The following is a 22,959-nucleotide window of genomic DNA, read 5'->3' on the forward strand; positions in this document are numbered from 1 at the left end:
AGCGGTAAATTTAGCCTAGGAGGGCGATTTCAACCATGCCCCAAATGGACAGTTTTGCGAAGCGTTTGTCGATTGATTGGCAGCGCACCTTAGGGGGAGCAACCAGCTTTAGTTTTTTTCAAAGCTCGGATCCCGACAATTTGGCCCGTTGTACCTCTGATTTTGCAGAACAACAGGGCGCTCCTCTATACATGATAAGCCTCAATAATTTGAGTGCTTACTCCCCTTATAGCTCGCTATTTGCCTTGCTTATTCGCCGTTTTGAACAATCCAACTTTAGTGCAGAAGAGCTTGCGGCCAGCGTGACCGACTTTGTACCGCTGCAACAAAATTTAAGCGCAATGCTTAAAGGCGAACGTTTTGAACGCAGTGAGCTGGTGTTGGTTGATGATCTTTATTTCGAGCAACAGTCTATTGAAAAAGCGATTATTGCTTTAGTTGATAAGTTATTTGTAGAGCCCGCTATTGTGGTAGTAAGTGGTTGGCACTTTGCCTCTGCTTCGGCGATTAAAATGCTACAAGCCTTGGTGTCTAGTGAACTTAGTATTCCTGTTTTAGTGCTTACTTCTGTTGATACCCAATATGCTCTGGCTAATCGCCAAGACGATGAAGCCTGGGAAGGTTTCTTAGATTGGCTCGATGACACGACATTGTTGCATAACGTGCCTACTAGCCAATCACCATTAAAAGTACATTGGCAATATCGAGACTGTGTAAAAAGTGCAGAATTGTTAGTTGCTGAAAACATAGCATTTATGGCGTGGCCAGAGGCCGAAGTTGCCGCCCGTTTAATGCTAGAAACCACAGATTTAGAAAGCAGTTTAAAAGTAAGACTACAGTTATTCTTGGCAGAAGCGCTGTTGTATCAAGGCGAATTAAATACGGCGGTAACCGAATTAGAACTTCTTCAAGTTTTCCAAGAGTCTTTAAACAATACTTACGACAAGGTGCGCTTGTTAAATTTGCTCAGCGTTACCTTGGTGCAACAGCAAAGTTTTGAAGAAGCAATGCAATGCTCAGAAGCGGCCTTAGAGCTTGCAGGCCAAGCCACAAATGGTCATTTGGTGGCGCAATCCTTGTTCGTAAACTTTTATGCTCATGATAAATCATCTACGCCCCTAAAATTGGCTGAATTTGCCCATTTAGACAGTGAGCTGCAGCAATACAACATGGACTGCTCACGGCTTTATGCCTTGCGTAACTATTACACCTATTTGCGTTTTTACGAAGATTTAGATTCAAGCATTGCTTTAGATTTTACTCAAAAAGCAGTAAAGCTTGCGCGCAGAATTGGTCATCGACAAGGTATTGCAGCTAGCTATCATAGTAAGGGCATTATTTATTCTTATATCAGCCGTTACCACGCCACCTTCCGCTGTTTTGGTATTAGCTCGCGTATTCGAGAAGAGCTAGGGGAAGCCAGTGAGCGGGTACGCATGTATAACGGCACCGGCTACTTTAATACTCTCTTAGAGAAATACCCAGAAGCCCAAGAGCAGTACTTGGCTGCTTACGATATTGCTCGGCATACTGGTGATTACTCGGAGCTGGTAGTGACCTTGTACAACTTTGCCTGGTTATATTTTTGCACCCGCGATTACCAACAAGCCTGTGATGTATTGGAGCAATTGGTAAGAATTTGTCGAATTAGACAAATGACTCACTTCCCCTTTAGAAACCTCTACGACGTATTTAGCTTAAAGGGTTTTTGTCATTCTAAACTCGGCGAGCGTGCTCGTGCTCAGCAATGTTTAGAGCGTATGCAAGGTTTGCCTTTTAAGCCCTCTGGTACCGGCGCATTTTTAAAAGCCTTGTTGCAAGGTGCGCTTGAGGTAGTAGATGGTCGCTTAAATAAAGCTGAAGAGATATTTGAAGCAGCGCCGGCCTTACTTGGTGAAGTGGTCGACATGGATAGCCGTTTGTTGCCGCAGTGCAGCACCGAGTTATTAGAAGTGTATAGCCGCCGCGGTAAATGGGAAGCCTGTGACAATTTGCTAAACCACAGTTTAGCCATGTGTGAAGTGCTTATTTTGCCGCGATTCACCGAGATCTTTAATAGTATTAAAAGCATCATTGATAAGCGCCAAGTGTTTTACGCTAAAGATATTGATAGCTATAAGCTTGCGCCGATTCACCTTAATCTTGATGATTTAGTGCGTAGTGCCAAACAAGACACACAGCTTCGCCAAGTTCAGCAGCGCTTGCGTGAAATGCAATTAATTAGCCGCATGCAATCGTTGCCTGAGCGATTTGATAGTACCGTAGATTTAGCTGTTGAAAGCTTAAAGCTGGTTTGTGGTAACTTCACTGTGCAAGTGGGAATGGTGCACCACTTAGCTAGTGACGCATGGGAAGAATGGGCGCATGTAGGTAAATTGCTAAGCAAAGAACAAGTTGATCAATACCTAGCGCATGTTAAAGATAACCAGAGCACTTGGATAAACAATAGCTTTAGTTCAAAAGGTGAAGATGGCAAACGAGCGACCTATAACTCGGTTGCCTGCTTACCAATATTTGTAGATGAACATTTATATGGCGCCTTAACCCTTTGTAACTTTAACAGTAATCGTTATTTTGACCGCCAAGACCAAGACACACTTAATTTAATTAGTCGCCAGTTAGGTAGCCAGTTACAGCAGCTTAAACACCGAGAAAACCTGCTTAAGATGTCTACCACCGACTCGCTTACAGGGCTGCTAAATCGACAAGCATTGTTAGCGCGTTTAGAGCAAGAGCTGGTGATGTTTGAGCAACAAGCTGGCACTTATCACTGTTCCTTGGCCTATATCGATTTAGATAACTTTAAAATTGTAAACGATTTGCTAGGCCATGATGTTGGTGACAAAGTGCTTTCGGCTTTCTCAGCTTTATTAGTGGACACCATGCGCGCTGGCGATATTGTTGCTCGTTGGGGCGGTGATGAATTTGTCGTGGTTTTCCCAAGTGCCAAACACGACCAAGCCAAGCTCACTGCTGAACGCTTGTTGGCCAACCTGCACAAGAAACATTATTTTAAAGAGCAGTTACGTGCTTGGGCAGAAAAACCAGAGTTGGTGGACAACTTACCCGATCTTAGTTGCTCAATCGGTATTACCGATTGCGGTGGTGTAGAGCACAATGATTTAAGTGAGGATTGGTTACTTAAACAAGCTGACCGAGCCCTATATCGCGCGAAAGCAGAGGGCAAAGGGCGGGTGAGTGTTATGAGTTTAAGCAAAGAGTTTGAGCTGGACTAAATAAAACAGTATTGCGAGAAAGCGCTGGTAAACCTCAGCGCTTTTTTATTGCCTAATATCACTCACACCAAATAAGTGATCAGAAATAACGCAGGAAAAATACTCGAGAATAAGGCATGATTTTTCGATAAGTAGTTATTCTACAATCAAAAATTTTAACGCAGTTATCGAGTATTTTAACCAGATAGAATGAACAGTTACTTGCTACGATTGGTATAACGACTTGCCAAAGCTTGTTACTAGACACTAGAGTGGACTTTCTTGGAAAAGATTTAAGGGATGTAAAGCGTGAAGTTAATTGTAAAGCTGTTGATTTTGGCCGCTGTGGGCTTAGTCATCGCCTGTAGTTCATCAGATAAAGAATACCAAAATAACCATCTTGAGCCGATCGCTAAAAACCCTTTTAAGTTTCTTTATGTTCGATTTTTTGGTGATACTCGTTGGTCTGATCAAGCGGCCGAAGCTTACCGCGTACCACGCCAAGATGTTGATCTAGAGCTACTTAAAGATGAGCACGCAGGTACAAAGGTGACTTGGTTAGGTCATTCTAGTTTCTTAGTGCAACTGCCAGAGTTGACCTTTCTTACAGATCCGGTTTTTAGTGAACGGGTATCGCCTGTGAGTTTTGCCGGGCCAAAACGCTTAGTTCCACTTACCTTTAAACCAGAAGACCTACCCAGTGTCGATTTTGTAGTGATTTCCCATAATCACTATGATCACTTGGATAAAAAAGCCATTAAGCACTTTGGTAATTCTACTCATTACTTTGTGCCAGAAGGCTTGGGTATTTGGTTTGAAAAAATGGATATTAAACCAAGCAATATTACTGAACTGCCTTGGTGGGGCTCGCAGCAAAAGGGCGAGGCCTTAATCACTGCTACGCCTAGCCAACATTGGTCGGCACGTGGCTTGTTTGATCGCAATAAAAGCCACTGGGCGAGTTGGTTAATTGAGTTTAAAGGCAAGCGCTATTGGTTTGCAGGAGATACGGGTTATAACCCCTATGACTTTAAAGAAATAGGTGAGCGAGCGGAAGAAATCGATTTGGCCTTTATTCCTATAGGTGCTTATTCACCTCGTGGCTTCATGAAAGATCAACACGTTAACGTGCCTGAAGCGATTAAAGTTCACCAAGATGTAAAAGCTAAACTGTCGATTGGCATGCACTGGGGAACGTATCCGCTTACAGCGGAGCCGGTTATGGAGCCTGCCGAGTTGTTAGAAGATTTAACTGCCAAACAAGCCACAACGGCACCGTTTATTACCATGAAAATGGGTGAGACCTTGTTATTGGATTAGGGTTATACCGCTAAACTAACCCTAGTACTCAAGCCTAATTTAGCGCTGGTTTATAGGTGTTCCCGGTTAGAGTTAGCGCGTATAGAGCCGAAAGTGCCATCCCGTAGTAATCGTTATTGGCATTTTCATAACCGTTAGCCCCAATGTTCCAAGGCAGGCTGCCATTTAAGGTTTCATCAACCCAATGCTCGGTGTAATTGTTAGCATTGTCTGGATACCAGTTATAGAGCATTGCCGCTACTGCAAATCCTCCAGAGAAAGAACGGCCGTTATAACCAGCGGAGTCACCGGTCGATTGGGAAATATCTGCTTTAATATCGGTAATGTCGCCATTATTGGAGTTGTTTACCAAGTCGTTGATTAAACGGCGAGTCCAGTTTTGCGACTCACTGGTTCCATACCAGGCATAGTCCATGGTTACTCGCCAAGGAATGCGAGAGGCATCTGAGCCATAGTTAGTGCTTCTGCCAGTTACCGCGCTTCCATCTAACTTCATCCAATCGGGAACAAAGGTTTTATCACCATTTGGGCCTGCTTTTTGTTTGTCGAGTAACTTGCTGTAAAGATCGCGTGCGGCTGAATTCCAACGGTCATTGGCATTTTTTACCGAGCTGTCTACCGAAGCCACTTCAGCAAAGTAGCGGAAAAAAGCTGGTATAGAATAAGAAGCATCGATTTCATCTTTACACGGGTCGAAATTTGATTTTTGATAAGGTTTTACCACCCACGTGCCGCCGTCATCGGCGCACCAATGTAACCAGTTATCGTGCAGCTCATTAACTATGTGAATCGCCTCTGCGCGATAATCAATATCTGGGTTGTCCCATTTATCAGCGGCAACAAACAGTGCCATTGCGATATCAATATCACCATCGGTGGCTGGGCCACCGCCACCTGCACCAAAACAGGTTTGGTTTTGTCCAACAATGCCATAACAAATTTGGTTGGTTACTGGAGAGGCATTACCCCAAACTAACCAAGGCATTAGATCAGCATTGTTATCATCCAAGGCTTTACGATAAAATCGGAACAGTTTGTCGAAACGAGTTTTGTCGTCACCGTAGGCCGTAACTAGCATACCGTAACCCATTCCTTCAGAGGCCGTTGCGTAGGCATCTTTACTTACATTGCCGCTACCATCGCGCAGTGCTCCACCCGAACCCCATTTTACTCGTGCCATATTGGTGCCGGCTTCAACGATGTAGTTATCTACAAAGCGGTTATATATGGTGTTTAGCTCTGATGCGTTAATGGCTGTGTTGTTGGGGAGTAAAATACCGCCCCAATATCCAGAGTTCGCTAAATTCTGTTTAGTTAATGCCGCACTGGCCGAAAAACTGGCGCAACCTAACATTAATGCCGAACTGATTAATGCACAGCTGAGCAAGGGGCGCGTAGTTGAAAAAACTGTCATTGTTCATCCTTACAATTGATCATTATTATTTTTGTTAGCGCTAACAGTCATAGTTTATATTTTGTGCTGATCAAAAAGTGTTCAGGATGCGCTTTGGTCTTAGTGAATGTGATCTAGATGTGTGACATTGGTTGATAGTAATTTGTTAAGTTGTTGATAAAAAAGGATTGATTTATTTCATGGCCTTTGCTGCTTTTGAGAGGCTGGAAGCTATTTGCTAAAAAATAGTTACTTAGCTTGTGAAAAAAAATAATTGTTCGCTTCGTCTTATAAGGGATTTTTTACTTAAAAATCGGTTTATATCACAGTCATCCTTATACCTAATCATAATGATTGCCTATGCCTGAAGTGCTTGTTAATATTTGCTTTTTAAGATGAACAGAGCGAAGTGAAAAATGGATTTGAACGAACTGAACCATGGACAAAGAAGCCGACTAGCTTTTATTGATTTTAGCCTAGAGTACTTTGGCGAAGTGAGTCGTGCCGACTTAATTAGTCGATTTAAAACAGGCCTTGCAGCTGCAACTCGTGATTTAGCCAGCTATAAGCAACTTGCACCTAATAATGCTTTTTTAGACCATAAGGCGCGCAGGTATTTACGCAGAGATAAATTCTCTCCTTTGTTTTCTCATAATCCAGAAGCGATCTTAACGGGGCTGTCTCATGGCTTTGGTGATGGCTTGTCGTTTCCTCTAGAGCCCAGCGATACGTGCTTTGATGCGGTGAGGTTGGTGCACCCAAAGGCCGATTATATTGCCTCGATTATGCGCGCTATTCATCACCGCGTGCCGCTAAAATGCAGCTACCTGTCTATATCGTCTGGCGAAAGCAGCCGAGAAATAGTGCCTCACAGTTTAGTGAACAATGGTCACCGATGGCATGTTAGAGCTTTTGACAGAGTAAGTGGGAGCTTTAGAGATTTTGTATGTACTCGCTTTACCCAACTCGAAGTACTCGATCAGTCAATTGCTACGCTAGAAGCTCGTGATTATGACAAACAGTGGAATCACATTGTGGAGTTGGAGCTGGTTGCTCATCCAAGTTTGCAGTACCCACAGGCTATTGAACTTGATTATGCGATGCATGAAGGGGCGCTTAAACTTGAAGTACGCGCTGCGTTGGCGGGGTATTTGTTACGCCAATGGAATGTTGATTGCTCAAAACAACACAGTTTGAGTGGTGGTGAATATCAATTAGCCTTAAAAGACAGCAAGGTATTGGCAAATGTATCTGGCTTAAGTATTGCGCCAGGTTGGCAGTCAGAGGATTAACAAGAACGATGAGAGCAAGCTTACGCAGCCATGTTATTAAGATTTGCCAAAGTAAAATTGACGCTAAGGGCAGTAATGTAGGTTTGTCTTTCTATGCGTTTTTTGCCAATAAAAATGATAATCCCGAGCTGCTAATGGAAGCTGCTAGGTGGTGGATTGAAACTCATCAGCTCGATCATTTCGAAAAAGCGCATAAAATTAAAGCATTAGTTGAGTCTGAGAATTAACGCTCACTTGTAGGCTTGTATTTCGGCTCTCTACTGCTGTTTTTCTAGTGGAGAGTTCGGCTTGAATGTGGATTATTTAACCACTACAATAGCGAACTTTTATTGTTTGATAGAAGGTTGTGGTGCCAAAAGGCGTCATAAGTAGTTAAATGTTTCGCTCCGCTGTAACAGAAAAAACGCTGTTAAGTTTTTCTAGTTTTTCCTCCTTTTTGTTCGCTTTACTCGGTATCAGCCTTGGTTTATGGGCCGGTTCTTTAGTGATTGTATTTGATGGTGCCTATTCATTGGTGAGCCTAGCCTTAACGCTAGTTTCGCTGGGCTCCCTAGCGCTTAGAAAACACCCTGTATTTGAAGAGCAGCCCAATAAAGCATTAATGATAGAGCCGGCGGTTGTGGCCTTCAAAGGCTTGGCTATTAGTGCTATGTGTTTGTTTTCATTTGGATCTGCAGTTTTGGCTATAGTAAATGGGGGCCGCGATGTGGACACCGGTTTAGCTTTGGTGTTCGGGCTGCTTAATATTGTTGGTTGTGTCGCGACTTACCTGATACTAACAAAAGCCAGTAAACACTCTTTGCTACTGGATGCAGAAGCGAAACAATGGTTAATGGACAGTGTGATAAGCGGGGCGGTGCTGCTCGGTTTTGTGGTGGCTATGCTACTAAGCAAAAGCGCCTATGCTGCATTTGCTGTTTATGCTGATCCGGCAATGGTGATTATTGCCTCAGCATATTTCGTTTGGGTTCCGCTTAAAATGACCTTACGAGCGCTAAATCAGCTAAACAGTATTAGAAAGCTTGAATTTAGTTATTAGCTGGAAGCGAGCTGTTAATATTTGGCGAGTCGAGAGCAAAAAGGCGTAAAGTAAAAACTTACGCCTTTTTTGTTTGGCTTAGTTGCTGTAGCAGCTATCCCAATCGCCGTAGTTTGCGTCACCGGCAAGAACTTGCAACTCAACGTCACCTAGTACTTTAACAATGGCGGCATTGGCCAGCTCGATCACCGCATCTAACTCTGCTTGCTCGGTGAAAAAGTTAATCGCTACATGGTACTGTTCGTTAAAGTAGGCGATAAACAGCTCCCAGCCTTGCTGTTGTTGGGTATTGGCTAGCTCAGCATCTACTTCATCAAATTTTTCAATGTCTGCTACAAAACGGATTTCGGCACAGGTTTGTGCGAAAGGTCCAATCGCCATCTTTTTTAGGTGGCGGGCTTTATGGTGGCTTTTAACTTGTGGTTTGGCTAAATCAGGAACAGAGATAACAGTCATTTTAAGTACCTAGTGGAAAATAGTAATTGGATTCAGCCTGGCAATATTTTTATGCCAAGCTGTTTGAGCGCGAGCTTAGTCTAGCTGCCGCATTGGCGCAAGCTAAAGCTGAGAGTCTAGCTATTTTTGTACTAGCATAAATCACTGTACATCAAAGCTTACAGTCAAGTTTTGCCAATTGAGCTTGCTTTGCCTGAGATGGGTTAATATTAGACGGTGCTAGCGAAAAAGTTGTCAGTTTGAGCCGCTGCGCTAGGCAAGACAGATGCAAGCATACTGGTAGCTACCAAACATACTTTTTGGTGTTGTTGCGGGTATGAGTTGTCGCGCTCTTTTTCGTTTTTTTGAACTTCTATTGTTTTTAAGTATTCACGTTCTCGCGTGACTCCCACCTAAGGCCACTGGCCTTAGGTTTTTTTTGTCTGCAGTTTGCTGCTTAATGATAAGCAGCGAAAGGGCAGCTAGCGCTGCTCATCATCGAACTGTTTGATTAGTACCGAAGTATCGGCGCGAGAATAGCCACGCTGTTGTAACTTGGCATATTCATTATCAACTTGTTTGGCTAATGGTAAGGCAACGCCCAGTTTGTCGGCTTCATCAAAACATATTGCTAAGTCTTTTCTCATCCAATCAATGGCAAAGCCAAAGTCAAACTCATTGGCGGTCATGCTGCTGGCCCGATTGCTCAGTTGCCAGCTTCCTGCTGCGCCATGCTGTAGCACTTCCACTACTTTGTTTATATCTAGCTTAGTGGCTTCCGCTAGTTTTAAGGCCTCGGATAAACCTTGCAAGATTCCAGTGATACAAAGTTGATTAACCATTTTGCAGCGCTGACCATAGCCTACCGGCCCTATTAAATTAACGGCCTTTGCATAGCAATCAAAAACAGCTGCTACTTTGCTTAAAGTGGACTGCTCTCCACCTACCATTACTGTTAGGCAGCCGTTAACAGCGCCGGCCTCACCACCAGATACCGGCGCATCAAGAAATTCAAGTTGATGGGCTTTGGCCGCGCTATCTAGCTCACTGGCAATTTCTGCCGAGGCAGTGGTATGGTCAACTAAAATGCTACCTGGTTTTGCAGCGCCAATAATGCCCTGTTCACCAAGATAAATCTGCTGCAGATCTTGATCGTTACCTACACAGCTTAAAATAACATCTGCTTGGCTAGCGGCTTCTGCCGGGGTAAATGCTTGTTTACCTTGGTTCTTGGCTAGCCACTTTTTAGCGGTGGTATCGGTGCGGTTATAAACCACCACTTGGTAGCCTTGTTGGCTTAAGTGACCAGCCATAGGAAAGCCCATTGTTCCTAAGCCTATAAACGCAACGGTAATTGAAGGTGATGTCATAACGGTTGTCCTTAACAAGTCAAACTAAGTGCAGCAACCTGTGCTGATTTATTAACGATAGTTGCATTGAACTAGTTCATTGGCAATTATTTGTGCCTTGATTGAACTATTAACTAAAAATTGACTTATTTTGCTAGTTCAATCTGTTTGCTTTAACGCGAGAGGCCGTAAATCCTTTAGCCATCGCCATTAAGCGTTGAACTTCAATAAGTACTTACTTAGTTCAAGTAATAGATTACGATTGGTGATCATTGAGTCCCAGGATATGAACACTAGCGTTAACCCACTACCTAGAACTATCCAGCGCCATCGATAAATACAGGAATCTTGGCCGGTAAAACGTTTGTGTAAAAAGAACATACCCGCAAACAGTAATACTAGAAAACACCACCAATAGGCGACCTCGTATGCTTGAGACGCTGACATTTCAATGTTTTGATGGCAAAACGCGAGCAAAAAAATTAGCGAATTAAACAGAGCTGGAACTTGAAACAGGGTCCTTTGAAAGGCTTCGTTTATAAAGTATTTCGATTGCTTGGCGACTATCTCCTGCTCTAAGTAAACTAAGTCTGAATCTAGCTTTAGAGTTGTTTGTAATTTACTTATTTGTGGAATGAGCTGTTCAACTATGTATTGCCAGCGCACAAATATTTGTCTTAGTTTGCTTAAGTGGATGCTATCAACAATGTATAAAGCAAAAGGAAGGAAAATGACCGCAAACATTCCAGCTGGCTCTGATACTTGGGTAAGTAGTAAACCAAAAAGTGCAACCTTGATATAAGTGATACGAGTGAGTGCAAGTTTGTCACTCACAATATCAACACGGGCTTGCAGCAAATAGTTTGTAAGAAACTCTAGCTGGGTCTTTTCTTTGCACATAAAGCCTCCTTCTGAGGTAATAGAGCTAATTGTAGTTATTAATAGCCTGCTGAGTGGCAATAAATAGTGCTGCTCTAAGGTAGAGTTTTTTGAAAAGTGCTTGTTCTATAAATATCATGCAGATAGCTATATTCAGATAATCGTAAACAAGTGAGAGAGCGCAGAGTTGCTAGACACAATATTGCTAGGTTTTAACCCAAAATCTCGACCTCTATATCTTGAGATCGCTCGATGCATCGAGAACGCTATCTTGAAGGGCCAGCTAGCCTATAAAGAAAAACTGCCATCGCACCGAACCCTCGCCAGCGAAATTGGCAGTAGTGCCGTAACGGTGCGTCAGGCTTACCAAGAATTAGAAAACAAAGCTTTGTTAAGTTCTGGGGTGGGCAAAGGCACCTTTGTTTCATTTAATGTAAACCTTAGTGCTGGCATTAAAGGACGTACTCAAAATGAGCTTAACCTTTCCTTGGTAGCGCCATTAAATGGCCCCTTACTTAAACCTTTAAGCGTTCAGCTAAGTGCGCTTTCCCATGCTGATTTAAGTGCCTATTGCGATTATGAGGCAGATGCCGGTAACCCAGAGCAGTTGGCCATTCTGCATCAATGGCTGCAAACTCAAGGCATTGATTGTGAACAGAGCCAAGTGATTGTCTGCCATGGTGCGCAGCATGCTTTATTGGTTGCAGTATTGGCCTGTACTCAAGTAGGGGATAGGGTTGCTGTAGAAAGCTTGTGTTATCCGGGGATCCTCTCGGTGCTTCGCCAAACAGGCAGAATACCTGTGCCAGTGGCGCTTGATGAGCAGGGTTTAGTGCCCAACTCTTTAGAGCGGCAGCATGAGCAACAAACTATACGGGCGTTAATGCTGGTGGCTTCGTGTCAAAACCCAACTGGAACGGTAATGCCAAATCAGCGGCGTGAGCAACTGGCTAAGGTGGTTAAGCGCTGCGCTATTCAAGTGATTGATGACGATATTTATGGCTTTTTGGCTGCAGAAGAGATCAAACCCTTTTTTCATTTTGCCCCGCAGCAAAGCATTTATCTAACGAGTTTGTCTAAGTGTATATCGCCGAGCTTACGTTTGGGGTTATTAGTGGTGCCTAAAAGTAGTCGTGACGATTATATTAACTTGGTAAGAACAACGGTTTGGTTGCCTTCCCCCTTACTTATGCAGCTAGCTTGTCAGTTAATTAGCAGTGGAGCTGTAGCCAAAATAACCCAATGGCAGAAGCGTCAAGCCTTGGCGCGACAGAATTTGGCAAAAACAATGCTCAATGAACTAGAGTTTGTTAATCAGCATTTGGCTGAACATAGTGCTTACCACCTGTGGTTATATCTGCCACAGGGCTGGACCAGCCAAGCCTTTGTAGAGGTAATGCTCGGGCATCATATCCATGTAAGTGGTGAGCAGCATTTTAGCTTCGAGGGTAAACAGCGACCGGCAGTGCGTATTAGCTTAATGGCCACACAAAGTCTATCCGATCTAAAACAGGCGCTGGGTTTAATTCGTGATGTTTTGCTGCGGCGAATTTAAGCTACTCGTGGGCCTTTTGATAGGCTTTTCCCCAGTCACAAAGCAAATCTAAGGCCGGATTTAATTGTTCGGCTAAAGCGGTTGGGGTGTACTCAACCCTTGGTGGCACTTCGGCAAATACTTTGCGTTCTATCAGCTTATCTTTTTCTAAATCACGCAGTTGTTGGGTTAAGGTTTTTTGAGTGATTTTGGGGATCTCTCGTTTTAGTTCACCAAAACGTAGCGTTTTACCACGTAGTTGATACAAGATAATCACCTTCCATTTACCACCAATTACTTCAATGGCAGTTGAAACAGGGCATTCATGCTTTTGCTCTGTCAAAGAAACTTCACAATTTTTTTCTGGGCTAGAAGCCGCTGAATCCAACATTAGGCACCTCGAGGAAACTAAATATCTAATTAGTGCGTACTTGTAGTTCGCTAAAAGCGTTCTTATAGTTACCAAAAGATACTATGTTTCGTTTGGATACAAAAGTTATATCGATTGGCCAAGCGCATATTTGTTAATTTATACAAGGAATCACTCGATGTCAGCCATTTATAAGCCGAACCAAACTATTGAACTGATAAGTTTCAAGCTTTGCCCCTTTGTACAACGCTCGGTGATTACTTTATTACACAAAGGTATCGAGTTTGAGATTAAGTACATTGATTTGGCCAACAAACCAGACTGGTTTTTAGCGCTGTCTCCTTTAGGCAAAGTGCCGGTGCTTAAGTACGGCGACGATGTCTTGTTTGAGTCTGCGGTGATAAACGAATTCTTGGATGAAATTACCGAAGGTTCTTTAATGCCAAGTGACCCTCTACAAAAAGCCAAAGATCGCGCATGGGTAGAGTTTTCAAGCCAAGTATTAATGGCGCAGTATCAAACCTCATTAGCCAAAAATCAGGATGACTTTGCTCAAGCAGAAGCCGGGCTAAACGACAAGCTCTCGCGTCTAGAAGCTTTAACCAGTGATAAGGGCTTTTTTAATGGCGAAGACTTAGCCTTAATCGACACCGCATTAGCGCCATTGTTTACCCGTTTTGCGGCGATAGAAAGCTTGTTTGAGCGCGATTTACTTGCAAGCTTTCCCAAGCTAAAGGCGCTAGGGCAACGCTTGCTAGCCTTGCCGGAAGTATCGGGCTCGGTAGTTGAGAACTTTAACTCACTGTTTGCCGATTACTTAGGTAATGCCGAGAGTTGGCTTACTAAGTAGCTCGCTAAAACGTTTGTTTATTACTTTTAATGATCTTAAAGGATAAAGATATGTCTCTAAGCCAACTGTTTACACCAATCAAACTGGGCGATATCGAACTGAAACATCGTGTTGTTATGGCGCCGCTTACCCGTTCTCGTTCTGCCCAACCGGGCGACTACCCTCATGAGCTTAATGTGGAATACTATTCACAGCGAGCGAGTGCTGCTCTTATTATCAGCGAAGCTACGCAAGTGTCCGCTCAGGCCAAGGGCTATGCTTTTACGCCAGGTATTCATAGCGAGCAACAAATTGCCGGTTGGAAAACAATTACGGATGCTGTGCACGCCAAGGGCGGAAAAATTGTGCTGCAACTTTGGCATGTTGGCCGTATTTCTCATTCGGTTATTCAAGAAAATGGTGAATTGCCGGTTGCGCCGTCGGCGATAGCCGCAGAAGGACAAGCCTTTACCGAACAGGGATTTTTAGATTTTGAAACGCCACGAGCGCTTGAAACAGAAGAAATAGCGTCAATAGTTGAGCAGTTTAGACAAGGCGCTATTAACGCTAAAAAGGCCGGATTTGATGGGGTAGAAATTCATGCTGCCAATGGCTATTTACTGGATCAGTTTCTCAAAGACGGAACCAACCAGCGTGACGACATCTATGGTGGTTCGATAGAAAATCGAGCGCGCTTAAGCTTGGAAGTAAGCCAAGCAGTGACCGAGGTATGGGGAGCGGGTAGAGTGGGAGTTAGAATCTCGCCAACCGGCACTTTTAACTCTATGTCTGATAGTAATCCTCAAGCTTTGTTCAACTACTTGGTTGAGCAACTTAGTCCCATGAAGCTTGCTTATCTTCACGTTGTAGAGAATTTTGCTGGAGCAAGCAGCGAAGGTTTCGACTTCACTCAGTTGCGCAGCCGCTTCGCGGGCGCATACATGGCAAATGGTGGTTATAGCGCTAACAGTGCAGAACAAGCCATTGCAGAAGACAGCGCCGATCTCGTCTCGTTTGGCTCCCCGTTCATTGCCAACCCTGATTTACCCGAGCGTTTTAAACAAGGTGCGGAGTTGAATGAGTTGGACCAAGACACTTTATATGGTGGTGGAGCGAAAGGTTATACCGATTACCCCTTTCTAATGAGTGTAAGCTCTTAAGTTTTCATTTCTTTGCGAAAAAGCTGAAGCAAGAAATGTTTGTGCAAGTCCACAATTCCCTGTGGTGTTTGGCCTCGCGTGCGAGGCCTTTTTTTGTGTTATTGAATCGAGCGATAGGCTTGTTGAAAACCATTAAGAATCACTGGAAATGCAGTTTGTTGTTGGCTGCTTTTAACAATGTAAGCCACCGACATTACTTGGCTACTTTGTAAATCTTCTATTAGTTTCTTATCCGCTACAACATTTACCTCACACAGTTTTTTATCGCAGTTTGTAATGGGCAGATGTAATGGTTTTTGTTCATCTATTTTTAAACCAATTCCTTTTTTGGGGTCTGCTTTGGCACTAATTCTAATTTTTAGAATAGGTTGTTCACTGTGATCAAAATAGCTTATGCCTGCGATTACATCCGCTGCATCTCCTTGCTGCTTCATCACCATTTGGGTAATAACACAAGGCTTTCCTACTGGGCATTTTACTGTCCAAGCTTCAAAGTCTTCAGCATAGCTAGAAAAAGATATTAAAGCAGAGCACAGAATTAAGATTAGATATTTCATCAGTTTTCCATAACAAAAAAGGGAGCTATTTGCTCCCTTGTTTAGAACATCAATCTTATGCTGGCAATAGAGTTGATGGTGCAGATTTGCTGCGCTTGCGAGAGCTTAGCAACAATACTACTGCGACTAACACCAATAACCAAGTGCTAGGCTCTGGTACTGAAGCACCCGGCCCAGGAACAAACTCTACGATTGGCAGTTGGTGCATTGTCACATTGCCGTCTTCGGTAAAGGTTAGCCCTGTAACAAAAGCAGTGGTGTCTGTTGGATCTACTTCGTTACTAATATCGATACCAGTAACGCGGAAACGGTCAACGCCATCAATACCAAAGTCATAGGCGGTTCCTGCTGCAACATTAGCAACTTGCTCCCATTCAACACCATTCCAAAGCCAAATAAAGAACATATCGTCATCAAAACCAATCGGTAAGGTCACTGTACGGATGTTTGGACCTTGATCAACGATGTAGTCGTAACCCACGGCAACGTCTGGATCAATAAACACTTGTTCATTAGCATTTACATTGAAATCGAATGACCAACCGCCATCTACAACTACTGGCATAATTGGGTTCTCTGGCGTAGCGCCAGGTAATGCGCCTTCGCGTATCGCAAAGCGCCAAACACCGTCTTCGCCAGTATTTGAGCTAGATACTAAGTCTAAAATGTCTTCACTGAATGAGCCCGGCAATGCAAAAAAGTTTTCGCCGTCTCCTGCGTCATAGCCAGCTTGAGCAGGTGTGCCGCCTAAGCCATTTTCACCGTCAGACGCATCACCAGTTGTCCACTCCAGCTTGTCGTAACGAAACTCTACGTCAAAGTTGCCTGCGCCAGTGTCAGAGCGGTCAATCAGTACAGCCTGAAAGCTGTTCGATTTGTCGCTATTCTCGTCGTAGTAACCAACGTTATCCCAAGTCACTGCAACTACACCGTCACTAGGACTACCAACGTATACTTCACCACAGCTGTCACAACCAGTATCTACATCTGCCCAAAATGGCGCGATTATTGGCTGTTCAGCGATAGGGAACGGGATTGGGGTATAACCAGATAACGAACTTTCAAAAGTAATGTTGCCGTTATTGTTTATGAAAAACTGATCATAGCTGTTACCGAAATAATTGATTTCGAACGGTAGGTCTAGTTGATTAGAAGAACCATCATCGTTTCTGTCCATCGCCAGTTCGCCGTAGCCGGCATCGCCGCCAAACCCACTTAACATAGTGGCTTGAGCTGCAAAGGAGCCTAGTAGTATGCTGGCTGTTGTAAATAACGCCAAAGATGTCTTTTGCACAAGTATATTCCTTTAAAGTGGTACAAAGATGTTTAGTTAAGCTAATGTTTTATAATAATATTTTCGGAACGACTAACTGCAAAAATCAAGCCTATCCAAACTAGTCTTTGTAATTCATAAGGTTATGCTCGATTGGTTGGACCTCTAAAGTATGAGTTGTAAAGTTTATCGACATAAAAGTTTATAAATACAATGCTTGATAAGCCTCGGTAAGGTATCAGTTGCTTGTAACCTGCTTTGTTGCTAAATTCGCCAGCCAATTTTCTACCGTTTGGTGCTATGCGTTTATTAAAGTCTACTGTTCACCCTGATCTCAGTTCCCTTGATGGGAAGGCTTTGGAGCGAGTTGCTGCAAGAGCAATTGTGCTGAAGGGGGAAGAGATTTTGTTAATGTATACCGAGCGTTATCATGATTATACCTTGCCTGGCGGCGGTGTTGACCAAGGCGAAAACCTGATTGAAGGCTTAAAGCGGGAGCTGAGTGAAGAAACTGGTGCACAAAATGTGCGCGATATTCAGTCCTTTGGCTGCTATGAAGAATATCGCCCCTGGTATAAAGATGATGCTGATTACATGCATATGCTGTCCTACTGCTACTTGTGCAAAATTGATAATGAACTTGCCGAAAATGCCTTAGAAGACCACGAAATCAGCAATGGAATGAAGCCCGTCTGGTTGAACATTCATAGCGCCATCGCCCATAACCTAGAAACTATCGCCAGTAATCCTAAAGCGGGTATGTCGGTTGAGCGCGAGACCTTTTTACTGCAAAAAGTGGTGGCAGAATGTTTGAACAACTCGCCACTTAAACAGGCGGTTTAAGTTCGCGCCACCAAAAATACTGATAGGGCTTTCTCTGGTCGCCACTTGGTGTCGATGCTAAAGCCTTGCTGTTGAATGCTATCCAGCAGTTCTTGCTCGGTAAACACTCTTACTAAAGGCATCAGGCCTAGTGCTTTACCAATTGGGGCAATTAGCTTAAAAAATTTCATTCTGTCGCCTAAACAAGGGGTGCTACTAATTAGTACTCCACCTGGTTTTAGCCAACTTTTTATGGTCGCTATAGCGGTTTCTTTGTCTTCCAATAAGTGAATTAGGTTAAGTGCAAAGACGATGTCTACCGGTTCATCTACCACTAATTCTTCGACCGTTGCTTGCTGAAAACTTAGATTGTCTATTTGCTGTTCTTGGCGTTTTCGCTCTGCAATATCTAACATTGCTGCTGAGATATCGGTGGCGAGTATGTGCTTTAGATAAGGGGCATGTAGTAATGCAGTTGAGCCGGTACCACAGCCCACTTCAATGGCCGTAGCATCTTTAGAAAAGTACTCGCGGCTAAGTGCCAGTTTTTTCTCATAGCTGGGAATATCTGAAATAGCGCGCTTAGCGTAAGAGCTAGCATGTTTGTCCCAAAACTTATTGCGAGTATCCATCAACATTTTCCCTAATGAGTTGCGTTTAGCGCTGATTGAGTGAATAGTAATCATGCTTAAAACAGGTAGCAATAATCAATAATGCATCTTAGGTATACGTATTTGTATGGATAGACGTTCTATAAATTTTGATTGGAATAGGGCTCGGGCTTTTTTGGTCACCGCTGAAGAGGGCTCTTTATCTGCAGCTGCACGAGCATTAGCGATGACTCAGCCTACATTAAGTCGCCAAGTGGCGGCCTTAGAGCAAGAGCTAGGGGTTTCCTTGTTCGAGCGAGTGGGGGGCAGGCTAAGCCTCACCACCAGTGGTGTAGAGTTATTGGCACACGTTCAAGCCATGGGCCAAGCGGCTAATAACTTGTCTTTATCTGCTTCTGGTAGGGCAGAAGCCATTGAAGGTGACGTATGCATTTCGGCTTCGGAGGCCGTGGCAGCTTTTATTTTGCCGAGTATTGTTGAGAAGCTACGGTTACACGCCCCAGGTGTGCGGGTAGAGATTATTGCCAGCAATGATTCTAGTGACCTATTACGCCGAGAAGCAGATATTGCCATTCGGGCATATCAACCTACCGAATTGGAGTTAATCGCCCGCCGCGTTGCGGATATTGATGTGCATTTATATGCGGCTAAAAGCTACTTAGCTAAGTGGCCACAGCCTCGCACTATTCAAAGTCTTGCTGATGCAAAATTTCTCGCTTTCGATAAAAACGATGAATTGATTAATGAGCTGGCTAAGCTAGGTTTCTCGCTTAAACAAAGTAACTTTCCGGCGGTAGTGAGCAACCATTTAGTGCAGTGGGAGCTGGTGAAACAGGGCGTTGGTATTGGCTTTATGTTAGAGCAAGTAGGCGACAGCGAGCCCTTGGTCGAGCGCGCCTTTCCTTCTCTAGCTGCAATCCCTACACAATCTTGGCTGGTGGTTCATCGAGAGCTAAATACCAGCCGACGACTGCGTATGGTGTATGACTTTTTGGCCGAGCAGCTAAGCTAGCTGTAATTCTATACTTTCACTTAGTTGCTGTTCTACACAATTGGCTTCTTCGCCGCTTCGGTCAATCACCAAAAAGTCGCTAGTTTGCTGCAAGCTAATCAAGGGATGATGCCATACCCCGCTGTGGTAGTTAACGCCTTGGTAAGGCTGTGCCCAAAAGGCGCAAATGCTATCTTCATCTAGCTCACCAGGTTTTGCCACCACTACCACGTAGGGGCGTTGGGACAAGGGCATAAATAGCTGGCTGCCATAGGGGTGGTGTTCCAGCATATCTATGGCTAATGGCAGCTGAAAGGCTTGGCCGCGAAATATCGAGACAATCAGCTTGGCTTGGCTGCCGCTGGCTTGCAACTCGGCCAAGTCGTGGAAGCGACTGGTGGTTCCACCATTGATTGCAAAAGGTGAAACTCTGTCGCAGGCCACTACATCACCAAAGGGCGCAAAGGCCGCTTGAGTAAGCGGTTGTAAGCTGAGTTTTTTCATTGCCATTCCTTAAGCTGATTTACCCCATAAGCGCAGGCGACTGATGCCGCCATCGGGGTAAATATTCACTCGAATATGCGTGATGGTGCCAAGCGAGTTTAGCTCGTTAAAGTGATGGTCATTGTCGGCGCTAAGTGACTTAGCGGGCAATAACTCCTGCCAAAACATACTTTGGCTGATCAAGCTTAAATCGTTAGGATCTTGAACATTGGCTGCCTGTATCGACAGTTTGTCGGGGAAGTTGCCTTTAAAGTGAGTGGTGGCCACTTCAATTTTATCAACCTCGCCAGCTTGGCCTAAAGCGATAATGCACCAATCGTTACCCGGCTCTCGGCGGCGGCGGGTTTCCCAACCATCGCCCATGTTAACGCCTTTGCCTGGCGCAAGTAGATTGCTGGGCGTGCCGTAGTGCGCATCATTGTATCCAATGACTCTGCCGCCATTTTTAAGGGCAACTAGATCAATGCTTTGCTCACTTGAATGTTGTGGGATAGGGTGGCCAAATACCCGTAAACGGGCAATGCCACCATCGGGGAAGATGTTAACTCTAAGATGACTAATCGGCTGCTCAGTGTCTACTGCAAAAAAGTGGTGGTTATCGGCACTTAAAGCACTGGCAGAAAGAATACTGTGCCATTGGGTATCACTTGGTGGTGTATCTTGCTCACAGTAGCAAGCTTCAACACTGGCCGCTGGGGCAAAATTACCGGTAAAAAAGCTAGTATCTAGTTGTAGTCCTTTAACCTTGCCGGCAACCCCTAGTTTTACTATGCACCAGTCGTGGCCTGCATCACGACGGCGGCGGCTTTCCCACCCGTCCATCCATTTGCCGTTATCATCATATTTGTCTGGGTAAAACAGAGCTGGCAAGTGGTTGAGCATGCGCTCGGCTTTGGCAAAAAAATCGTCACTCACTGCGATGATTTGGCTGCCTAAACGGTTGTCAGCTAAGTTCACACATTGCTGGCTAAAGGCTGGCGCATCGGTGGCGGCAGGGGCAGTTATAGCTTGGCTCATAGTTATCCTTAAATTTGTTGAGAGAATGTGCTAATTGGCTCATCGTCTACTTGTTTGGTTCAATTGTTTCACTGCTGCTTAGTGCTTCCCCTTATTGGGTTCTGTAAACAACAGTGAGGTAAATGTTTAGTGGTGAGCTTCGAGCTCATCAAGTAATTGATAATTATTGCTGACTTGGTTGCTATGGGTTTGGGCTGAATGCGCTAAGTAATCGTAGACCTTGTTGCTTAAATGGGCGAGCAAGCTCATCGGCGCGGCATAGCTGTCTAAGGCTGAGTGATTGCTCATCGGGCAGACCAATAATTGGCTCACTTGAGTGCGATAGCACTGGCCACTTTGGTCGGTAATTAGCAGGCAATTAAGGTTTTGTAACTGCTCTATAAGTGCCGTAAACAATTTGGGTCTGCGGCGGATACCTATCACTATCACTAAGTCTTTATCGCCAAGTTGCGCGAGCTCCTCACCAATGCTTTGACCCGGAACCGGTAATAAATACACCTGTTTGCGACATTGCATTAATTGCTGGCGAAAGTGCAAAGCCAGTGGATAGCTGTTGCGATAGCCAATAATGGTTATCCGTTTGGCTTGGCTAATTTGCTTAACTAAAGCCTCGCAATCAGTCTGTTCTAGCTGCTTAAATACCTGGCTAATGGCGGCTAAATCGCTGTGTTCACTAGTATCGCTCGCTTCACTGGTTAACAGTGGTTGTCCCCACTCGCGCTCTTGGCGAAGCTCGTCACAGACTTGTTGATGATCTTGGTAACCTAGTTGACGGAAAAAACGGCTCACACTGGCTTTGGAGACTTGGCAAGCGCTAGCGATTTCGGCAGTTGATTGAATCAATACTTTATCGGGATGATGCTGCAAGTAATCTGCAACTACCCGTGCTTTGGCCGAAAGCTGCGGATAGTGTTCAACAATACGTTGGTTAAATGCACAGGCCGATTTTGTCATGATTACTTAAGGTCCTTTTAATTTCATTATTGCTTACAGCTTATAACACTGCAGAAATAAAGCTTTGTAACTCGGTGGTTTGGGGCTGAGCAAATACCTGTTTGCTGTCGCCGGTTTCCCACACCTTTCCTTGGTGCATAAAGACCACTCTATCACCAACGTCGCGAGCAAAGTTCATTTCGTGGGTGACTAAAACTAGCGTCATGCCTTCGGCGGCTAGTTGTTCTAAAACTTTGAGTACTTCACCTACCAGCTCAGGGTCGAGGGCCGAGGTGATTTCGTCACACAGCAATACTTTAGGCGACATAGCCAAAGAGCGGGCAATGGCCACGCGTTGTTGCTGGCCGCCCGACATGCTAGTGGGGTATTGATCAAACTTGTCGGCTAAACCCACTTTTTCCAGCACTTCTTTTGCTAGCTCGCGACATTCTTGCTGACTTTTACCCAGAACTAACTTGGGCGCTAACATAATGTTTTCGCCAGCGGTCATATGGGGGAAGAGGTTAAAGTTTTGAAACACCATACCTACACTACGGCTAAGTAGCCTAAGCTGTTTTTCGTCTTCGCTTACTGCTTGTTTATCTACAATAATGGCACCACTTTGAAAGGGTTCTAAGCCATTAATGCAACGCAATAGAGTGCTTTTTCCAGAACCGCTGCGGCCAATAATAGAGATAACTTCGCCAGCCTTTATTTTTAAGTCTATGCCTTTTAGCACATGGTGTTGGCCGTAATACTTATGAATTTGTTCAATACTAACCAGTGACATTGAGCTTCTTCTCCAAATGCTTGCTGTATAAAGACAGCGGGAAACACAACAAAAAGTACAGCGCTGCCACTAAGGCAAACACTTTAAAGGGTTGGAAGGTGGCATTGTTAAGCATGGTGCCGGCTTTAGTTAACTCTACAAAACCAATAATGGATGTGAGTGCAGTGCCTTTCACCACTTGAACCGAAAAGCCTACGGTAGGAGCAATGGCTACGGTGAGTGCTTGCGGCAAAATAACGTAGCGCATGGTTTGAAAGAAGCTCAAACCCAAGGTACGAGAAGCTTCCCATTGGCCCTTGGGTAAAGACTCGATACAGCCGCGCCAAATCTCACATAAAAAGGCACTGGTGAACAAAGTTAAACCAATGATGGCAGCGCTCCAAGCGCTCACGTCAATGCCAATTAGCGATAAACCAAAGAAGGTAACAAACAGCTGCATTAACAGTGGCGTGCCTTGAAACAGCTCTACATAGCCTTTAACCAAAGCGCTTAACACGGGGTTTTTGCTTATGCGCATAAAGGTTAGCAGTAGGGCAACTAAGCCACCGCTGGCAAAGGCAATGAGTGATAACAAAACCGTCCAACGCGCTGCCAGTAGCAGGTTGCGTAAGATGTCCCAATCGGTAAATTGCATCATATTAAACTA

General features: G+C 44.4%; 23 protein-coding genes. 10 read left to right on the forward strand and 13 right to left on the reverse strand.

The annotated features are described in order from the left end of the window. Nucleotides 1-35 precede the first annotated feature (35 nt). Nucleotides 36-3,236, forward strand: coding sequence for a diguanylate cyclase (locus tag ACYFDN_RS12950; RefSeq protein ID WP_483511453.1), 3,201 nt, complete (start codon nucleotides 36-38; stop codon nucleotides 3,234-3,236). A 288-nt stretch (nucleotides 3,237-3,524) separates the two neighbouring features. Then, nucleotides 3,525-4,535 carry an MBL fold metallo-hydrolase gene (locus ACYFDN_RS12955; protein WP_483511454.1) on the forward strand — a complete coding sequence of 337 codons (1,011 nt, stop codon included), beginning with the start codon at nucleotides 3,525-3,527 and terminating at the stop codon, nucleotides 4,533-4,535. A 34-nt stretch (nucleotides 4,536-4,569) separates the two neighbouring features. Here ACYFDN_RS12955 and ACYFDN_RS12960 read toward each other — a convergent pair whose 3' ends face one another. Continuing rightward, nucleotides 4,570-5,949 carry a glycosyl hydrolase family 8 gene (locus ACYFDN_RS12960; protein ID WP_483511455.1) on the reverse strand — a complete coding sequence of 460 codons (1,380 nt, stop codon included), beginning with the start codon at nucleotides 5,947-5,949 and terminating at the stop codon, nucleotides 4,570-4,572. A gap of 395 nt (nucleotides 5,950-6,344) precedes the next feature. On the opposite strand from ACYFDN_RS12960, the gene ACYFDN_RS12965 reads away from it, so the two are divergent. From ACYFDN_RS12965 to ACYFDN_RS12975, 3 genes are all read left to right on the forward strand, one after another. Continuing rightward, on the forward strand, nucleotides 6,345-7,220 hold the full coding sequence (locus tag ACYFDN_RS12965; RefSeq protein ID WP_051147640.1) for a WYL domain-containing protein: 876 nt from the start codon (nucleotides 6,345-6,347) through the stop codon (nucleotides 7,218-7,220). An 8-nt stretch (nucleotides 7,221-7,228) separates the two neighbouring features. Then, on the forward strand, nucleotides 7,229-7,447 hold the full coding sequence (locus ACYFDN_RS12970) for a DUF6500 family protein (protein ID WP_016402758.1): 219 nt from the start codon (nucleotides 7,229-7,231) through the stop codon (nucleotides 7,445-7,447). 149 nt (nucleotides 7,448-7,596) lie between these two features. After that, nucleotides 7,597-8,259 (forward strand): cation efflux transmembrane domain-containing protein, encoded by a 663-nt coding sequence (locus tag ACYFDN_RS12975; protein ID WP_472590472.1) that lies wholly within the window; start codon nucleotides 7,597-7,599, stop codon nucleotides 8,257-8,259. A gap of 78 nt (nucleotides 8,260-8,337) precedes the next feature. Here ACYFDN_RS12975 and ACYFDN_RS12980 read toward each other — a convergent pair whose 3' ends face one another. The 3 genes from ACYFDN_RS12980 to ACYFDN_RS12990 all read right to left on the reverse strand — a co-directional run bounded on the left by ACYFDN_RS12980 (nucleotide 8,338) and on the right by ACYFDN_RS12990 (nucleotide 10,943). Beyond that, the gene (locus tag ACYFDN_RS12980; RefSeq protein WP_016402760.1) at nucleotides 8,338-8,715 is read right to left on the reverse strand and encodes a hypothetical protein; all 378 of its coding nucleotides are present in this window, start codon (nucleotides 8,713-8,715) and stop codon (nucleotides 8,338-8,340) included. A gap of 461 nt (nucleotides 8,716-9,176) precedes the next feature. Beyond that, the gene (locus ACYFDN_RS12985; RefSeq protein WP_483511456.1) at nucleotides 9,177-10,064 is read right to left on the reverse strand and encodes an NAD(P)-dependent oxidoreductase; all 888 of its coding nucleotides are present in this window, start codon (nucleotides 10,062-10,064) and stop codon (nucleotides 9,177-9,179) included. Nucleotides 10,065-10,253: 189 nt separating this feature from the next. Then, nucleotides 10,254-10,943: a hypothetical protein gene (locus ACYFDN_RS12990; RefSeq protein WP_483511457.1), complete on the reverse strand. Its 690-nt coding sequence runs from the start codon at nucleotides 10,941-10,943 to the stop codon at nucleotides 10,254-10,256. A 166-nt stretch (nucleotides 10,944-11,109) separates the two neighbouring features. Between ACYFDN_RS12990 and ACYFDN_RS12995 the strand changes: the two genes are divergently transcribed. Beyond that, nucleotides 11,110-12,477, forward strand: a complete 1,368-nt coding sequence (locus ACYFDN_RS12995) for an aminotransferase-like domain-containing protein (protein WP_483511458.1) — start codon at nucleotides 11,110-11,112, stop codon at nucleotides 12,475-12,477. Nucleotide 12,478: 1 nt separating this feature from the next. On the opposite strand, the gene ACYFDN_RS13000 is transcribed toward ACYFDN_RS12995, so the two are convergent. Next, entirely contained in the window at nucleotides 12,479-12,847 is a 369-nt protein-coding gene (locus ACYFDN_RS13000; RefSeq protein ID WP_016402764.1) for a winged helix-turn-helix transcriptional regulator, read from the reverse strand. Nucleotides 12,848-13,004: 157 nt separating this feature from the next. Between ACYFDN_RS13000 and ACYFDN_RS13005 the strand changes: the two genes are divergently transcribed. Continuing rightward, nucleotides 13,005-13,676 (forward strand): glutathione S-transferase family protein, encoded by a 672-nt coding sequence (locus ACYFDN_RS13005; protein ID WP_483511459.1) that lies wholly within the window; start codon nucleotides 13,005-13,007, stop codon nucleotides 13,674-13,676. Nucleotides 13,677-13,726: 50 nt separating this feature from the next. Next, nucleotides 13,727-14,815 carry an alkene reductase gene (locus tag ACYFDN_RS13010; protein ID WP_483511460.1) on the forward strand — a complete coding sequence of 363 codons (1,089 nt, stop codon included), beginning with the start codon at nucleotides 13,727-13,729 and terminating at the stop codon, nucleotides 14,813-14,815. Between the two features lie 98 nt (nucleotides 14,816-14,913). Here the strand turns inward: ACYFDN_RS13010 and ACYFDN_RS13015 are convergent, their stop codons facing one another. Beyond that, on the reverse strand, nucleotides 14,914-15,372 hold the full coding sequence (locus ACYFDN_RS13015) for an invasion associated locus B family protein (RefSeq protein WP_152779487.1): 459 nt from the start codon (nucleotides 15,370-15,372) through the stop codon (nucleotides 14,914-14,916). A gap of 55 nt (nucleotides 15,373-15,427) precedes the next feature. Further along, nucleotides 15,428-16,666 (reverse strand): nidogen-like domain-containing protein, encoded by a 1,239-nt coding sequence (locus ACYFDN_RS13020; protein ID WP_483511462.1) that lies wholly within the window; start codon nucleotides 16,664-16,666, stop codon nucleotides 15,428-15,430. A gap of 279 nt (nucleotides 16,667-16,945) precedes the next feature. Here ACYFDN_RS13020 and ACYFDN_RS13025 point away from each other — a divergent pair, with 279 nt between their 5' ends. Then, nucleotides 16,946-17,488 (forward strand): NUDIX domain-containing protein, encoded by a 543-nt coding sequence (locus ACYFDN_RS13025; RefSeq protein WP_483511463.1) that lies wholly within the window; start codon nucleotides 16,946-16,948, stop codon nucleotides 17,486-17,488. Here the strand turns inward: ACYFDN_RS13025 and ACYFDN_RS13030 are convergent. Then, nucleotides 17,485-18,099: a class I SAM-dependent methyltransferase gene (locus ACYFDN_RS13030; RefSeq protein ID WP_483511465.1), complete on the reverse strand. Its 615-nt coding sequence runs from the start codon at nucleotides 18,097-18,099 to the stop codon at nucleotides 17,485-17,487. The two genes, ACYFDN_RS13025 and ACYFDN_RS13030, sit on opposite strands and share 4 nt — an antisense overlap. 106 nt (nucleotides 18,100-18,205) lie before the next feature. Between ACYFDN_RS13030 and ACYFDN_RS13035 the strand changes: the two genes are divergently transcribed. Beyond that, the gene (locus tag ACYFDN_RS13035) at nucleotides 18,206-19,090 is read left to right on the forward strand and encodes a LysR family transcriptional regulator (protein WP_483511467.1); all 885 of its coding nucleotides are present in this window, start codon (nucleotides 18,206-18,208) and stop codon (nucleotides 19,088-19,090) included. Here the strand turns inward: ACYFDN_RS13035 and ACYFDN_RS13040 are convergent. The 5 genes from ACYFDN_RS13040 to ACYFDN_RS13060 form a co-directional block, all read right to left on the reverse strand. Then, a complete protein-coding gene (locus tag ACYFDN_RS13040; protein ID WP_483511468.1) occupies nucleotides 19,082-19,573 on the reverse strand; it encodes an ureidoglycolate lyase in 492 nt (163 codons plus the stop codon). The genes ACYFDN_RS13035 and ACYFDN_RS13040 overlap by 9 nt on opposite strands. A 9-nt stretch (nucleotides 19,574-19,582) precedes the next feature. Continuing rightward, complete coding sequence (gene alc, locus ACYFDN_RS13045) at nucleotides 19,583-20,590, reverse strand: allantoicase (protein ID WP_483511470.1); 1,008 nt, start codon at nucleotides 20,588-20,590, stop codon at nucleotides 19,583-19,585. A 126-nt stretch (nucleotides 20,591-20,716) separates the two neighbouring features. Beyond that, a complete protein-coding gene (locus ACYFDN_RS13050) occupies nucleotides 20,717-21,544 on the reverse strand; it encodes a MurR/RpiR family transcriptional regulator (RefSeq protein WP_483511471.1) in 828 nt (275 codons plus the stop codon). A 40-nt stretch (nucleotides 21,545-21,584) separates the two neighbouring features. Further along, nucleotides 21,585-22,307: an amino acid ABC transporter ATP-binding protein gene (locus tag ACYFDN_RS13055; protein WP_281423345.1), complete on the reverse strand. Its 723-nt coding sequence runs from the start codon at nucleotides 22,305-22,307 to the stop codon at nucleotides 21,585-21,587. After that, the gene (locus ACYFDN_RS13060) at nucleotides 22,300-22,950 is read right to left on the reverse strand and encodes an amino acid ABC transporter permease (RefSeq protein WP_221076555.1); all 651 of its coding nucleotides are present in this window, start codon (nucleotides 22,948-22,950) and stop codon (nucleotides 22,300-22,302) included. Before ACYFDN_RS13060 ends, ACYFDN_RS13055 begins: the two co-directional genes overlap by 8 nt. Nucleotides 22,951-22,959: the final 9 nt, after the last annotated feature.

Source organism: Agarivorans sp. D1326, from assembly GCF_056958115.1.

What these genes read in the sequence shown, in the direction of transcription:
- ACYFDN_RS12950 (WP_483511453.1), top strand. Translation starts at nt 36, where the DNA reads ATGCCCCAAATGGACAGTTTTGCGAAGCGTTTGTCGATTGATTGGCAG.
- ACYFDN_RS12960 (WP_483511455.1), bottom strand. Translation starts at nt 5,949, where the DNA reads ATGACAGTTTTTTCAACTACGCGCCCCTTGCTCAGCTGTGCATTAATC.
- ACYFDN_RS12965 (WP_051147640.1), top strand. Translation starts at nt 6,345, where the DNA reads ATGGATTTGAACGAACTGAACCATGGACAAAGAAGCCGACTAGCTTTT.
- ACYFDN_RS12970 (WP_016402758.1), top strand. Translation starts at nt 7,229, where the DNA reads ATGAGAGCAAGCTTACGCAGCCATGTTATTAAGATTTGCCAAAGTAAA.
- ACYFDN_RS12975 (WP_472590472.1), top strand. Translation starts at nt 7,597, where the DNA reads ATGTTTCGCTCCGCTGTAACAGAAAAAACGCTGTTAAGTTTTTCTAGT.
- ACYFDN_RS12980 (WP_016402760.1), bottom strand. Translation starts at nt 8,715, where the DNA reads ATGACTGTTATCTCTGTTCCTGATTTAGCCAAACCACAAGTTAAAAGC.
- ACYFDN_RS12985 (WP_483511456.1), bottom strand. Translation starts at nt 10,064, where the DNA reads ATGACATCACCTTCAATTACCGTTGCGTTTATAGGCTTAGGAACAATG.
- ACYFDN_RS12990 (WP_483511457.1), bottom strand. Translation starts at nt 10,943, where the DNA reads ATGTGCAAAGAAAAGACCCAGCTAGAGTTTCTTACAAACTATTTGCTG.
- ACYFDN_RS13000 (WP_016402764.1), bottom strand. Translation starts at nt 12,847, where the DNA reads ATGTTGGATTCAGCGGCTTCTAGCCCAGAAAAAAATTGTGAAGTTTCT.
- ACYFDN_RS13005 (WP_483511459.1), top strand. Translation starts at nt 13,005, where the DNA reads ATGTCAGCCATTTATAAGCCGAACCAAACTATTGAACTGATAAGTTTC.
- ACYFDN_RS13010 (WP_483511460.1), top strand. Translation starts at nt 13,727, where the DNA reads ATGTCTCTAAGCCAACTGTTTACACCAATCAAACTGGGCGATATCGAA.
- ACYFDN_RS13015 (WP_152779487.1), bottom strand. Translation starts at nt 15,372, where the DNA reads ATGAAATATCTAATCTTAATTCTGTGCTCTGCTTTAATATCTTTTTCT.
- ACYFDN_RS13025 (WP_483511463.1), top strand. Translation starts at nt 16,946, where the DNA reads ATGCGTTTATTAAAGTCTACTGTTCACCCTGATCTCAGTTCCCTTGAT.
- ACYFDN_RS13030 (WP_483511465.1), bottom strand. Translation starts at nt 18,099, where the DNA reads ATGGATACTCGCAATAAGTTTTGGGACAAACATGCTAGCTCTTACGCT.
- ACYFDN_RS13035 (WP_483511467.1), top strand. Translation starts at nt 18,206, where the DNA reads ATGGATAGACGTTCTATAAATTTTGATTGGAATAGGGCTCGGGCTTTT.
- ACYFDN_RS13040 (WP_483511468.1), bottom strand. Translation starts at nt 19,573, where the DNA reads ATGAAAAAACTCAGCTTACAACCGCTTACTCAAGCGGCCTTTGCGCCC.
- alc (WP_483511470.1), bottom strand. Translation starts at nt 20,590, where the DNA reads ATGAGCCAAGCTATAACTGCCCCTGCCGCCACCGATGCGCCAGCCTTT.
- ACYFDN_RS13050 (WP_483511471.1), bottom strand. Translation starts at nt 21,544, where the DNA reads ATGACAAAATCGGCCTGTGCATTTAACCAACGTATTGTTGAACACTAT.
- ACYFDN_RS13060 (WP_221076555.1), bottom strand. Translation starts at nt 22,950, where the DNA reads ATGATGCAATTTACCGATTGGGACATCTTACGCAACCTGCTACTGGCA.